The sequence below is a fragment of the Nocardia terpenica genome (assembly GCF_013186535.1).
Taxonomy (GTDB): domain Bacteria; phylum Actinomycetota; class Actinomycetes; order Mycobacteriales; family Mycobacteriaceae; genus Nocardia; species Nocardia terpenica.
On the sequence record NZ_JABMCZ010000005.1, the window covers coordinates 511,932 to 525,161 of the forward strand.

The following is a 13,230-nucleotide window of genomic DNA, read 5'->3' on the forward strand; positions in this document are numbered from 1 at the left end:
CGGCCTGTGCCGATTCTACTGCGGGTCCGCGAGCGGGAGCGTCCGAAAGAACCCACCGTCGGAACGGTATTTTTCGGAAAACAGAAAAATTCCCCGAAATCTTCGGCGAGTTGCTTACAATTAACTGGTATCCGCAGAAATTGCGGTACGCAAGAAAGGAAAGAACGATGGTACTCATGGCTATCCTCACCGCAATCGGCGTCCTGGCCACTCTTCTCGTGGGAGGGATCGGCGCGCTCCTGTGACCGTCATCCATCGACGATCAGCGCAGTCGCGCCACCAAACCCCTTGACGCAGCTGCACTTCGAATTTGCTGAGCGAATTCTTCAAGCAAGCCGTGAAAGTGATTGTCAATTTCTTGAAGAGCTCGTCAGCATCATGGCGACGACCGTATGAGTTTGTTGGAACGCGAATTTTTCGCCGACCGATATTTCCGAACAGACCCATCATCGCCGCTCGATAATTCCGGCCCACTCGACAAGATGACCGAGGACGGACAAATACGCGACCGCCCCCGGTCATCGGCTCGTCGAATAATCGACCTCGCCCTACTCCGGTTTGCGGAGCGCGGCCATGAACATGGCGTCGGTCCCGTGCCGGTGCGGCCACAGCTGCGCGCCGGGACCGTCGCCGACGTCGGTGACGCCCGGCAGCAGGTCGCGGGTGTCGAGCTGTTCGGCGTCGGTGCGCCGGACCAGATCGGCGACCACGGACACCGTCTCCGGCAGGTGCGGCGAGCAGGTCGAGTACACCACCACGCCGCCGGGCCGCAGCAGATCCCATGCGGCGGTGAGCAATTCGCGCTGTAGGGGGACGAGGTCGCGCACATCGGCGGGGGTGCGCCGCCAGCGGGCCTCCGGGCGGCGGCGCAGCGCGCCCAGGCCGGTGCAGGGCGCGTCGACCAGAATGCGGTCGTAGCCGGGGGCGAGCCCGCTGTCGCGACCGTCCACGACGTGCACCGTGACCGGCAGGTTCGCGGTGGCCTTGCGCACCAGCTCGGCCCGGTGCTCGGACTGTTCCACGGCGTCGATGTGGAAGCCATCGATATCGGCGAGCGCACCCAGCAGGGCCGCCTTGCCGCCGGGTCCGGCGCACAGATCGAGCCAGCGGCCGGTGTCGGGACCGTGCAGCGGCGCGCGGGTCAGCGCCAGCGCCACCAGCTGGCTGCCCTCGTCCTGGACGGCGGCCATGCCCTCGCGCACCGGTTCCAGCTTGCCGGGATCGCCGCCGTCGAGGTAGACCGCGTACGGCGACCAGCGGCCCTGTTCGCCGCCGGTCACCAGGGCCAGTTCCTCGGCCGTGATGTCGCCGGGCCGGGCCACCAGATGCACGGCCGGGCGATCGTCGTCGGCGGCCAGCAGGTCACGCAGTTCACCGGCGCGGGCACCGAGCGCGTCCGCGAACGCCTGCGCGATCCAGGTCGGATGCGCGTACTCGAATGCCAGGCGCCCCACCGGATCTCGCGGCGCGAGCCGGTCCACCCACTCCTCGACGGTCCGCTCTCCCGCCCGCCGCAGCACGGCATTGACGAAACCCGCACGGCCGGTACCGAATTCCGAACGCACCAGATCCACCGAGGTATCCACCGCGGCATGCGCCCCGACCCGGGTGCGCAGCAGCTGATACACGCCCAGCCGCAACACATCCAGCAGCGCCCCGTCGATCTCGTCGACCGCGCGACCCGCGCACTCGGCGATCACCACATCCAGCATCCCGAGCGACCGGCACGCCCCGTACGCCAATTCGGTAGCGAACGCCGCATCCCGCCCCGATACCCGCCGCTCCCGAAGCAGCCCCGGCAGCACGAGATTCGCGTAGGCGTCCCGCTCCCGCACCGCCCGCAACACATCCCGAGCCACCATCCGCGGCATATCGACAGCGGCCCCCTTGCTACGCCGCGCATCACCGGAATCGCCACCGCGCGAACGAGAATCCCGCTGCCCGGCCGGTCGCCCACGACCCCCGTCATTGCTCCGCGAACCCGACCGCTTCCCGGAACCGGCCGACACCCCGCGTCCTGTATCGCCCGAACCGCGTTGCCCGCCAGCCCCACCGGACCGGCCACGGCCCGTATCACCGGAGTCTGCCCTGCGTGCCCGCGAATCCCCCTGCGCCGCACCATCTCTCCGGTTCCGAGCATCGGATTGCCCTCGCTCGCCCCTTCGCTGCCCGGACTCGGCACGACGACCGGCGGCAGGCTTGCCCGACTTCACATGTCGCCCTGCCGCGCCGGTGGCCTCGCGATCGGCATCATCCGTCGCGTCACGCCCCCGGCGGCCGAGCGGGCCCCTCGGGCCGCGCGCCGCACCCGGATTCGACGGCTGGTGTGATTCGTGCTGGTTGCCTCGCTCCGGGCGGGTCATCCGACCACCGCGCCGGGCTCCAGGCGGGCGCCGCGGGCCCAGTCCAGGGCGGGCATGGGGCGTTTGCCTTGGGGCTGGACCTGATTGAGGCGGACGGCGGTGGTGGCGGTGCCGATGTAGACGCCGCTCTTGCGGACCTCGACGGCCCGGTGCGGCAGGACCTCTTCGACCAGTTCGACGGGGCCGAGTTTGAGGCGCTTGCCGTCGATTTCGGTCCAGGCGCCGGGGGCTGGGGTGACGGCGCGGATGCGGCGGCTGATCGCCAGCGCGGGCTGGTCCCAGCGGATGTGCCCGGCGTCGGCGTCCACCTTCGGCGCGTAGGAGACGCCGTCGGCGGCCTGCGGCACGGCCTGCAGGGTGCCGTCCTCGATCCCGTTCAGGGTCGTTTCCAGCAGGTGCGCACCGGATTCCGAGAGTCGGCCCAGCAGGGTTCCGGCGGTGTCGGCGACGCCGATCTTGTCGGTGACGACGCCGAACACCGGCCCGGTGTCGAGCCCGGCCTCGATGCGGAAGGTGGAGGCGCCGGTGATCTCGTCACCGGCGAGGATCGCGGCCTGCACCGGCGCGGCCCCGCGCCACGCGGGCAGCAGCGAGAAGTGCAGGTTCACCCAGCCGTGCCGCGGAATGTCGAGCACCCGCTGCGGCAGCAGCGCGCCGTAGGCCACCACCGGGCAGCAGTCCGGGGCGAGTTCGGTGAGCGCGTCGATGAAGTCGGGCTCGGAGGGTTTGCCCGGCGTCAGCACCGGGATGCCGTGCTCGTCGGCGAGCAGGCCGATCGGCGAGCGGGTGACCTTGCGCCCGCGCCCGGCGACGGCGTCGGGCCGGGTGACAACCGCGACGACCTCGTGGCGCGGGGAGTCGATCAGCCGCCGCAGCGACGGCACCGCGGGCTCGGGTGTTCCGGCGAAGATCACGCGCATCAGCGACCCCGTCCCGTTGCCTCGGACCGCGCGGACGACACGTCCGCGGCGGACATCACCGTCTGTCCCGTGGTGAACCAGCCGGATTCGCGCACCGCCCGCATGGCTTCCTTGCGAGCGGCCGGATCCAGCCAGTCCAGATAGAGCACGCCGTCGAGGTGGTCGGTCTCGTGCTGAACGCAGCGCGCGGGCAGCCCCTCGGCCTCGAATTCGACCGCGGCGCCGTCCATGTCGACGCCGCGCGCCCGCACCCGCAGCGCCCGGGTCACCTCGTAGCGCAGGCCCGGAATCGACAGGCAGCCCTCCGGGCCGGTCTGCTCCTGGTCGCCGAGCACCTCGAAGACCGGGTTCACCAGGTGCCCGGCCAGCTCGCCCGTGTCGTAGACGAACACCCGCAGACCGACCCCGATCTGCGGCGCCGCCATCCCGACACCACCACTGGCCCGCATGGTGTCGGTCAGGTCGGCCACCAGCTGGCGCAGTTCCCTGTCGAAGGTGGTGACCTCGTCCGCGCGGGCGCGCAGAACGGGGTCGCCGAACAGGCGAACGGGCTGGACGGTCACAAGCAACTCCCCTGGTGATCGGATACGGACGTCTTATTTTACGGACCGCTCCGAGTCACTCGATCACGAATGCGCGCCCAGGATCACCTCGGGGATGCCGGTGCCCAGCGCGACCGGTGTGCAGACGGGCTCACGGGCGTGTTCGGGATCGAGCACATTGCGCAGCAGCTGCTGCACGTACGGATCGTAGACGAGATGGAAGTGCCCGGTCAGGTCGGTCGGGCAGCGGTCCTGCAGCACGATGTTGGTGGCGTTCGGGCCGTGCAGGGCGATATTGGCGAACGGCTGGATCATCTCGTCGACCCGGCTGCCGACCGTGGTGTATTCCACACCGGGCACCGTGTCGCCGCCCGCGTTCAGCTCGCGCATGAACGGCGCGCCCTGCGCCTGCTGCACCGCCGCCACCGAGGTGACCTTCTGATACGCGCCCCACAGCGCCGGCACCGCGTCCGCGAGCGGCACCAGCCCATACATGATGCCGCCGTAGCTCGGCGAGGCCAGGCCCACCCACCGGTGCACCTTTCCGGCGCCGCCGAGCTTGTTGACATAGAACCGAGTCACATTGGCGCCCTGGGAGAATCCGACGAGATCCACCTGCCTCGCCCCCGTGGCGGCGAGCACCCGGTCGACGAATTCCCCGATCTGGCGCGAGGACAGCCAGATGTCCTCGGTGCCGTAGGTGGCCGCGCCCGGCCTACCGCCGTAGTTCGGCGCGAAAACGCAGTACCCGGCCTGCACCAGCTGCGGGCCGATGGCCGAATAGTCCGAGTAGGCCGAGGCGTCGGTGCCGTGCGCCAGAATCACCGGGCGCGGGTGCTCGGCGCTGGGTTTGCAGCCGAAATCGTTGGTGCCCATCGGGGTGGCGGCGGGATGGGTCAGCAGGTAGTGCGATGCCGCCAGATGTTCGGTCTGGACCGGCGCCTGCTCGGAGGGCACCATGGCCGGGCGGAGCCCCGGCACGGGATCGCCCCACGCCGGTACGCCGGCGCCGAACGCCAGCGCGCACACCGTGCCCGCCAGCGCCATCGCTCTCCGTTGTGATCGACCCCAAAGTCTGCGAACCCATCCCTGTCCCATGTCACAATCATTCCGCACCGAAGCCGGAATACCATGTCGGGCCCCGCGTTTCGGCCGCCGTTACTTTTCGGGTGTGTCGTCGTCGGCGAGGATCCGGTAGAGCGACCGGCGCGCCTCGGTGAGCACCTCGGCCGCCTTGGCCGCCTGCTCCGGCGTTCCGGCCCGGGCCACCTGGGCGACCGCGCCCATCAGCTGGCCCACCAGCTCGCGCATATCCAGCGCCTGATCGCCGACGCCGTCGCGGACCTCCTGCCAGGGATCGCCGAGCTCGTCGCGATGCTCCTCGACGTAGCCGGCGCCGTCCTCGGTGAGCTTGGCGGTCTTGCGGCCGCTCACCTTCTCGATGAGCACCAGGCCCTCGTCCTCGAGCTGCGACAGCGCCGGGTAGATCGAGCCCGGGCTGGGACGCCAGACGTCCTCGCTGCGCTCGCGGATCTGCTGGATCAGTTCGTAGCCGTGCATCGGGCGTTCCTGCAGCAACAGCAGGATCGCCGCGCGCACATCGCCGCGCCGACCGCGACCACCCCGGCCGCGGCCCCGACCGAAGGGACCCGGGCCGAAGCCGGGGCCGAACTCCGGTCCGAACGGGCCGAATTCGCGGCCGAAACCGTGTCCGCCGCGCGGGTGGCGACGGAACTGCTCGCGACCGCCGGGGAACTCGCCCCGCCGACGGCCACGGCCGTGCATGTCTTTGTCGTGTCCGTATTCCATGACGTGCCTCCTCAGGCGTGTTCGCACATCCACACCATCGACGATATATCGACAATGCATCTTCGACAAGCATGAAGCACGACACGAACCGACCGGCCCGTCCAGCAGCGGGCTAGGCGGTCGGCACCCAGTTGCCGTGGAAACCGGCGGGCACCCGGTGCGGCAGATGCACGCTCGCCACGGTCTCGAGCGTCTCGGCGTCGAGGATCGCGAGTTCGCTGCGATCGGTGTGGGCGTCGTAGACGAAGCCCATCAGCACCCCCTCGTCCTCCCCCGCATCGGCCGAGGCGGGCTCGAAGACGAACTCCCCCAGCCGTTTTCCGGGCCCGAACGACCGGGTGGCCGCGCCGCCGCCGACCATGTCGTGCTTGAGCAGCACGCCCTCCGGATTCAGGCCCGGCCCGATCGACGGCGCGTACCCGTACCGGTGCCGCTTGCCCACCAGGCGCTCGTCGACCCGGGGGAATTCCTGCGGGCGATCGTCGAGGCGGGACTGCCGGACCTTGCCCGCGTTCAGGTCGACCTCCCAGCGGTCCAGGGCGGGCGCGCCGTCGCCGGGGCCGAGGCGGTCGGTGTCGAACATCTTCGGATACCGGACCACATCGAGCACGATGGTGTCGCCGTCGTCGTAGGCGTTCATCGGATGGAAGACGTAGCAGGGCTCGATATCGAACCAGCAGACATCGGCATTGGTCCCGGTGCGCGGCATGACACCCACCCGGGCCGGATAGTTCGGATTCCAGGCGAAGGGCAACCGCCGGTCGGTCTGCGGCTGATTGCGGTGCAGCGCAGGCGGATTCGGTATGCGGATGCGGCCGAGCAGGGCCGACAGCAGCAGCCGCACCGGCAACCGCAGCCCGCGCGGCACACTCATCTGCGCGGCCTGCTGGGCGTCGAACACCACCGGCAGGTCGTAGAGCACCACGTACTTCTCGGTGAGCGAGAAGTCGTGCATCATCGGCGCACCGGTGACCTCGATGTCGACGGTGCGCCGCGCCCGGCCGTCGACGCCGATCACCGAGTACTGCACGATGTTGCCGCGCCGGAACGAGTACGAGACCGCGTGCAGCTCACCGGTATTCGGGTCGCGCTTGGGGTGGGCGGTGTAGCCGCCGGTGAGGGTGCCGTCGAAATCGCATACCCCGACGGTGTCGAGTTCCTCGCTCAGCTCGTAATTCGTCAGGCCGCCCTCCACCAGGGCCAGGGTGCGCCCGGCGTGCCCGATGACATTGGTGTTGGCGCCGACTCCCCTGATGTCGAGCATCTTCACCACGGGCCGTTCGCCGAGGGCGCGCGAGGTGGTGGCGCCGCGGACCCACCGATTGCGATACCACTCGGCCCGGCCGTCGCGCAGGCGGATGCCGTGCACCATGCCGTCACCGGAGAACAGGTGGTAGAGCGCGGGATCCAGCTCACCCACCGGATTCGGGCCGTTGCGCAGGTAGCGGCCGTCGAGGTAGTCCGGGATGGAACCGGTGACCGCGAGGTCGGTCAGCGTGTATTCGTGCTCGATCGGGGCGAAGACACCCTCGAGATAGCGATTGCCCATGGCAGGCTCCCCAGTGAATAACGATGTTATGGGACTACAATAACGCTGTTATGGAGGTGATTCAACAGTGAGTTCCCCCGCGCGCCAACCGAATCGGCGTCCCGGACCGGCTATGCGCGAGCAACTGGTGGATGCCGGGCTGCGGCTGCTGGAGGAGGACGGGCCCGAGGCGCTACAGACCCGCCGGGTCGCCGCCGCGGTGGGCGCCTCGACAATGGCGGTCTACACGCACTTCGACGGCATGACCGGGCTGATGGAAGCGATTGCGGCCGAGGCGTTCGCGCGCTTCGGAACGGCGCTGGAGGCCGTGCGGCCGAGCGACGATCCGATCGCGGACGTCCTGCTGCTGGGCTACGCCTACCGCGGCTACGCGCTGGCGAGCCCGCAGCGCTACCGGTTGATGTTCGGCCTCACCGGTCCGCGCACCGCACTGTCCCCGCACAGCGACTTCGCCATCGGCGACCCCGGTTCGGCGATCGGCGCGGCGACCTTCGAGCCGCTCGTCGCGGCGATCGAGCGCCTCATCGAGAGCGGGCACGTGCGGCCGGATCCGCCGCGCGAGGTGGCGACGCGCCTGTGGGCGCTGGTGCACGGAACGGTGCTGCTGGAGATCGCCGGATTCCTCGGCTCCGCGGAGCACAGCAGTCTGCCGGTGATTCTCGGCCCGGCGACCATCGACTTCCTGGTGGGCATGGGCTGCCCGCGCAAGCGCGCCGAGCGGTCGATGGCGCGGGTGCGCAAGGCGGTCGGAAATCGCTGAGGCTCAGCCGATGTCGACGGGATCGATCTGAACCCGCAGCGGGGCGTCGGAGCGGTGCGTGCTGCGGACGGCCTGGGCGGCGGCGAGGGCGCGGGACAGGGCGGCGCCGCAGGCCCGGTCGGCGCGCAGGATCATGCGCTCGACCACGGCGGGAGAATCGCCGGAGGAGAAGGGCTTTCGGGCGCCCGGGGGTAGCGGGACCGGGCCGAGGATCTCGATATCGGCGGGAAGCTTTGCCTCGCCGAGCAATTCGGCGATGGAGTCGGTGGTGCCGTCGACCGCGGCGAGGCGGACGGCGGGCGGGAAGCGCACCTCGGTGCGAGCGGCGAGCTCGAAACCGGCGTGGCCCACCGGATCCCAGCGCACCAGGGCCTGCACGGTGGGCAGCGACGGTTCGGCCATCACGATCACCTGCCCGGTCGGGCGGACCAGGGCCGCCGCGGACATCCAGCGCCGCAGGGTGTCCTCGGCGGCGCGCAGGTCGGCGCGGCTCAGCAGCGCCCAGCCGTCCAGCAGCAGCGCCACCGCGTATCCGCTCGGGGCCACCGGTTCCGCCCCGATCGTCGCGACCACCACCTGCGGCCCCTCCGGCACGGCATCGAGCACGGCCGCGCCCCCGGACCCGCGAATCGGCACGCCCGGAAAGGCCCGGCCCAGTTCCTCCGCCGTCCGCGCCGCGCCGATCACCACCGCCCGCAGTGCCCGCGACCCACACGACCCGCACCGAAACGCCGCCTCGGTCTTCCCGCACCACCGGCAACTCGGACTGTGCGCCACGTCCCCGGAACCGCTGCGCGACCACGCGACCCCGACCTCCCGCGCCGAGGCCCGGCGAGTCTGCCATTCGCCCGCCCGCGAGCCGCGCGAATCTCTCACTGCCGCATCGGAACCCGATCCGGTCGCGGCCACGGCAGCCGGGTCGGAGCGCTGACGCCGAGCGGTCCCGGTACCGCCGATGGTGTTGTCCGGCAAGGACAGTGGGCCGTTGCAGTGGCGGCAGCGGGCGGGGGTGCGGCATTTGGCGCAGGCGAGGGCGGGAACGTAACCGCGGCGGGGCACCTGGACGAGCACCGACTCGCCCGCGGCGAGCGCCTTGCGCGCCGCGGTGAAGGCAACGGCCGGAATGCGCACGGCCCGCGCCACCGGATCCCGTTCCAGCGCAACATCACTGTCGCCCGGCGCACTGATCCGAGGCGCGTATTCTCGCACCACCGCCCGGTCGGCGACCAGGTCATGGGCCCATCCCGAGTCCACGACGGCCTGAATCTCCGCCGTCCGCGCGAACCCCCCGGCGACGAACGCCGCCCCGGTCTCGTGCGCCCGCAGCATCGCCACCTCGCGCGCATGCGGATACGGCGCCCGCGGCTCGGCGTAGGTATCGTCCCCATCGTCCCAGATCGCGATCAACCCGAGATCCGTTGCGGGCGCGAAGATCGCGCTCCGCGTGCCCACGACGATCCGCGCGCTCCCCCGCAATGCCGCCAGCCATCGCCGATACCGCGCCGCGGGCCCCAATCCCGCCGACAGCCCGACCGCCCGCTCCCCCACCAAGTCCACACAGGCCCCCAGCACCCGATCCAGATCCCGCTGATCCGGCACCATGATCACCGCACTGCGCCCGCCCCCCACCGTCACCGCCGCCAGCTCCGCCAGCCGCCGCGCCCACTGCTCCCCCGGCACCGCCTGCCAGGCCGCCCGCGGCCCCCGGCCCGCCGCCAGCGCCTCGAGGAACGACGCCCCGTGCCGATACCGCCGCTCCCACTCCAGAAACCGCGAAACCACCTCGGCGCCAGCGGAATCCGGCACTGCCGAGGCGGTCTCTGCCGGGCTCTTCGTCGAACCGGGTTGTTCTGCTTCGGTTTTCGCATGGCGTGGCGGGATGGCCAGCCGGAGGACGTCGGCGCGGGTGCCCGCGTAACGGGTGGCTACGGCGGTGGCGAGGCGCAGGATTTCGGGGGTGAGGACGCGCTCGGCGGAGACCACGCGCTCGAGCCGCATGAGTTTACCGGTGTGGTCGGACTTCTCGAGGCGGTCCAGGACGAAGCCGTCGACGAGGCGGCCCGAGAAACGAACGCGGACGCGAACGCCCGGTTGGGCGATCGCGTCCAGTTCCGCGGGGACGAGGTAGTCGAAGTCCCGGTCGAGGTGGGCCGGTTCCAGCAGCGGCAGCACTCTCGCGATGGGGAGTGCCACCGCCGCCGGGACCGCAGCGGTGTCGGCCAATTACAGCCCGGCGGCCGCGCGCAGCTTCTCGGCGCGGTCGGTACGCTCCCAGGGCAGATCGACATCGGTGCGGCCGAAGTGCCCGTAGGCGGCGGTCGGCCCGTAGATCGGGCGCAGCAGATCCAGGTCGCGGATGATCGCGCCCGGACGCAGGTCGAACACCTCGCCGAGGGCCGCGGAGATCTTGGTCGGATCGATCTTCTCGGTGCCGAAGGTCTCCACGAACAGGCCGACCGGGGCCGCCTTGCCGATGGCGTAGGCCACCTGCACCTCGACCCGGTCCGCCAGCTCGGCGGCGACCACGTTCTTGGCGACCCAGCGCATGGCGTAGGCGGCCGAGCGGTCGACCTTCGACGGATCCTTGCCGGAGAACGCGCCGCCACCGTGGCGGGCCATGCCGCCGTAGGTGTCGACGATGATCTTGCGGCCGGTCAGGCCCGCGTCACCCATCGGGCCGCCGAGCACGAACTTGCCGGTCGGATTGACCAGCAGGCGGATATCGGAGGTGTCCAGCGGGTCGGGCAGTTCCAGATCGGCCAGCACCGCGTCCACGACCTTCTCGCGGATGTCGGGGGCGAGCAGGTTGTCCAGGTCGATGTCGGCGGCGTGCTGGGTGGACAGCACCACGGTGTCCAGCCGGACCGGGCGGTCGCCCTCGTACTCGATGGTGACCTGGGTCTTGCCGTCCGGACGCAGGTAGGGCAGCACCCCGGACTTGCGGACCTCGGTCAGCCGCCGCGACAGCCGGTGCGCCAGCGCGATGGGCAGCGGCATGAGCTCCGGGGTCTCCCGGGTGGCGTAGCCGAACATCAGGCCCTGGTCGCCGGCGCCCTGGCGGGCGATCTCGTCGTCGGAGCCGCCGACGCGGGCCTCGTGCGAGTGGTCGACACCCTGCGCGATGTCCGGCGACTGGGCGCCGATGGCCACGTTCACACCACACGACGCGCCGTCGAAGCCCTTGGCCGACGAGTCGTAACCGATCTCGAGCACCTTCTCACGCACGATGGTGGGGATGTCCGCGTAGGCCGAGGTGGTGACCTCGCCCGCGACGTGCACCTGACCGGTGGTCACCATGGTCTCCACCGCGACCCGGCTGCGCGGGTCCTGCGTGAGCAATGCGTCGAGAATGGAATCGCTGATCGCATCACAGATCTTGTCCGGATGACCCTCGGTCACGGACTCACTAGTGAATAGGCGGCTACCAGTGCGCACAGTTCTTCCCTCTCCCTCAACGGGTCTCATCAGGATTGCGACAGTAGCGAGTGCACGCCACCGCACAACCCTTTGTCTCAGACTATTCCAAACCACCGACGCGGTGCGGTCGCAGCAACGACCCGAAAGGGCCGCCACCAGCCACTACCGCCTCCACAGGGCTCCGTTTTGGCAGTCGGTGCAAACTAGCGTGCAATGCAATTGTGCACTGTCCGCGTACGTGCATGCTAGGCCGAAACCGATTGTCGCTCAGCGCAGCAGCGGCCCCAGCGCATCCAGCACCCGGCTGGCCAGCAGCGCCTTCGATCCGTGATCGAGGGCCTGTTCGGCGCCGTCGGCCCCCAGTAGCCAGCCGTCGTTGTTGTCCACCTCGAAGGCCCGACCCTCGCCGACGGCGTTGACCACCAGCAGGTCACAGCCCTTCCGCTTGAGTTTGGCCCGGGCGTAGGACAGCACGTCGCCGCGTTCGTCGCCGGTCTCCGCGGCGAATCCGACGATCGCCAGATCGGGCAGCCGACCGTCGCGGCGCGCCTGCACCAGCCCGGCGAGGATGTCGCGGTTCTTGGTGAGATCGATCGAATCCGGTTCGCCCGCACCCTTTTTGATCTTCGCGGCGGCGACGTTGGCGGGACGGAAGTCGGCCACCGCGGCGGCCATGATCACCGCGTCGGCGCCGACGGCGTGCTTGTCGACCGCGGTGCCCATCTGCTCGGCGGTGGTGACGTGTACCACCTCGACCGCGGCCGGGGGCTCGAGGCCGATGGTGTTGCCTGCGATCAAGGTCACATGGGCGCCGCGCTGGGCGGCCAGCCGGGCCATCGCGTAGCCCTGCTTGCCGGAGCTGCGGTTGCCGAGGAAGCGCACCGGGTCCAGCGGCTCGCGGGTGCCGCCCGCGGAGACCACGATGCGACGGCCCTCGAGATCGCGCGGCACCGCGTCGGCGCGCTCGAGCAGCAGCGAGGCCAGCGCGAAGATCTCCTCCGGCTCGGGCAGCCGCCCCGGGCCGGTGTCGGCGCCGGTCAGCCTGCCCGCGGCCGGTTCCATCACGATGGACCCGTGCGCGCGCAGCGTCGCCACGTTGGCGACGGTGGCCGCGTGCTCCCACATCTCGGTGTGCATGGCCGGGGCGAACAGCACCGGACATCGGGCCGTGAGCAGGGTGGCGGTGAGCAGGTCGTCGGCGCGGCCCATCGCGGCGCGCGCCATCAGGTCGGCGGTCGCGGGGGCGATCACCACGAGGTCGGCCTCCTGGCCGAGCCGCACGTGCGGCACCTCGGGCACATCGGCGAACACGCCGGTGTGCACCGGATTGCCCGACAGCGCCTCGAAGGTCGCCTTCCCGACGAACTGCAGCGCCGACTCGGTGGGAATCACCCGGACGTCGTGCCCGGTCTCGGTGAACTTGCGAACGAGCGAGCACGCCTTGTAGGCGGCGATTCCGCCGCCCACACCGACAACGATCCGCATCTGTCTACGCCTCTTCGGTCCGGGTGGTGAGCGGCGAGGCTAGGTCCGCGCCGCCCGCAGGTCACTCGCCTTCGGAATGCTCGAGCAGGTCGGAATGGATCTCGCGCATCGCCACCGACAGCGGCTTCTCCTGCAGGCCGGGCTCGACCAGCGGGCCCACGTACTCGAGGATGCCGTCGCCGAGCTGGTTGTAGTAGTCGTTGATCTGGCGCGCCCGCTTGGCCGCGTAGATGACCAGTGCGTACTTGGACGACGTGCGCTCGAGCAACTCGTCGATCGGCGGGTTGGTGAGGCCGACCGGGGTGTCGTACGCGGGCGCGGCGGTCTTGATGTCGCTCACTGGTGAGGCTCCTGCGGGTCGTTGGTGGAAAAGCGGGGCGGAATC

The 13,230-nt window shown here is 70.4% G+C and carries 11 protein-coding genes; 1 reads left to right on the forward strand and 10 read right to left on the reverse strand.

Translation table 11 applies throughout. The features are described 5' to 3' along the window. Nucleotides 1–548 precede the first annotated feature (548 nt). The 6 genes from HPY32_RS38275 to HPY32_RS38300 all read right to left on the reverse strand — a co-directional run bounded on the left by HPY32_RS38275 (nucleotide 549) and on the right by HPY32_RS38300 (nucleotide 7,183). A complete protein-coding gene (locus HPY32_RS38275; protein ID WP_067588218.1) occupies nucleotides 549–2,009 on the reverse strand; it encodes an RsmB/NOP family class I SAM-dependent RNA methyltransferase in 1,461 nt (486 codons plus the stop codon). A 350-nt stretch (nucleotides 2,010–2,359) separates the two neighbouring features. Next, nucleotides 2,360–3,283 carry a methionyl-tRNA formyltransferase gene (fmt, locus tag HPY32_RS38280; protein WP_067588216.1) on the reverse strand — a complete coding sequence of 308 codons (924 nt, stop codon included), beginning with the start codon at nucleotides 3,281–3,283 and terminating at the stop codon, nucleotides 2,360–2,362. Next, nucleotides 3,283–3,846: a peptide deformylase gene (def, locus tag HPY32_RS38285; protein WP_067588214.1), complete on the reverse strand. Its 564-nt coding sequence runs from the start codon at nucleotides 3,844–3,846 to the stop codon at nucleotides 3,283–3,285. The genes fmt and def overlap by 1 nt, the downstream gene beginning before the upstream one ends. Before the next feature lie 63 nt (nucleotides 3,847–3,909). Continuing rightward, a complete protein-coding gene (locus HPY32_RS38290; RefSeq protein WP_171983260.1) occupies nucleotides 3,910–4,872 on the reverse strand; it encodes an esterase/lipase family protein in 963 nt (320 codons plus the stop codon). A gap of 111 nt (nucleotides 4,873–4,983) precedes the next feature. Beyond that, nucleotides 4,984–5,634 (reverse strand): PadR family transcriptional regulator, encoded by a 651-nt coding sequence (locus HPY32_RS38295; RefSeq protein WP_082871376.1) that lies wholly within the window; start codon nucleotides 5,632–5,634, stop codon nucleotides 4,984–4,986. A gap of 112 nt (nucleotides 5,635–5,746) precedes the next feature. Then, nucleotides 5,747–7,183: a carotenoid oxygenase family protein gene (locus HPY32_RS38300; RefSeq protein ID WP_067588208.1), complete on the reverse strand. Its 1,437-nt coding sequence runs from the start codon at nucleotides 7,181–7,183 to the stop codon at nucleotides 5,747–5,749. A 112-nt stretch (nucleotides 7,184–7,295) separates the two neighbouring features. Between HPY32_RS38300 and HPY32_RS38305 the strand changes: the two genes are divergently transcribed. Further along, nucleotides 7,296–7,943: a TetR/AcrR family transcriptional regulator gene (locus HPY32_RS38305; protein ID WP_067588206.1), complete on the forward strand. Its 648-nt coding sequence runs from the start codon at nucleotides 7,296–7,298 to the stop codon at nucleotides 7,941–7,943. A gap of 3 nt (nucleotides 7,944–7,946) precedes the next feature. Here the strand turns inward: HPY32_RS38305 and HPY32_RS38310 are convergent, their stop codons facing one another. The 4 genes from HPY32_RS38310 to rpoZ form a co-directional block, all read right to left on the reverse strand. Continuing rightward, entirely contained in the window at nucleotides 7,947–10,136 is a 2,190-nt protein-coding gene (locus tag HPY32_RS38310; protein WP_156674456.1) for a primosomal protein N', read from the reverse strand. Between the two features lie 30 nt (nucleotides 10,137–10,166). Continuing rightward, complete coding sequence (metK, locus tag HPY32_RS38315) at nucleotides 10,167–11,408, reverse strand: methionine adenosyltransferase (protein ID WP_067588205.1); 1,242 nt, start codon at nucleotides 11,406–11,408, stop codon at nucleotides 10,167–10,169. A 219-nt stretch (nucleotides 11,409–11,627) separates the two neighbouring features. Next, nucleotides 11,628–12,845, reverse strand: coding sequence for a bifunctional phosphopantothenoylcysteine decarboxylase/phosphopantothenate--cysteine ligase CoaBC (coaBC, locus tag HPY32_RS38320; RefSeq protein WP_067588203.1), 1,218 nt, complete (start codon nucleotides 12,843–12,845; stop codon nucleotides 11,628–11,630). Between the two features lie 61 nt (nucleotides 12,846–12,906). After that, nucleotides 12,907–13,185 (reverse strand): DNA-directed RNA polymerase subunit omega, encoded by a 279-nt coding sequence (gene rpoZ / locus HPY32_RS38325; RefSeq protein WP_067588201.1) that lies wholly within the window; start codon nucleotides 13,183–13,185, stop codon nucleotides 12,907–12,909. Nucleotides 13,186–13,230 lie beyond the last annotated feature (45 nt).

Bases quoted from the DNA above. Each gene is read 5' to 3' on its own strand.
- HPY32_RS38295 (WP_082871376.1), bottom strand. From the start codon at position 5,634: ATGGAATACGGACACGACAAAGACATGCACGGCCGTGGCCGTCGGCGG.
- coaBC (WP_067588203.1), bottom strand. From the start codon at position 12,845: ATGCGGATCGTTGTCGGTGTGGGCGGCGGAATCGCCGCCTACAAGGCG.
- fmt (WP_067588216.1), bottom strand. From the start codon at position 3,283: ATGCGCGTGATCTTCGCCGGAACACCCGAGCCCGCGGTGCCGTCGCTG.
- HPY32_RS38290 (WP_171983260.1), bottom strand. From the start codon at position 4,872: ATGGCGCTGGCGGGCACGGTGTGCGCGCTGGCGTTCGGCGCCGGCGTA.
- metK (WP_067588205.1), bottom strand. From the start codon at position 11,408: ATGAGACCCGTTGAGGGAGAGGGAAGAACTGTGCGCACTGGTAGCCGC.
- HPY32_RS38305 (WP_067588206.1), top strand. From the start codon at position 7,296: ATGCGCGAGCAACTGGTGGATGCCGGGCTGCGGCTGCTGGAGGAGGAC.
- HPY32_RS38300 (WP_067588208.1), bottom strand. From the start codon at position 7,183: ATGGGCAATCGCTATCTCGAGGGTGTCTTCGCCCCGATCGAGCACGAA.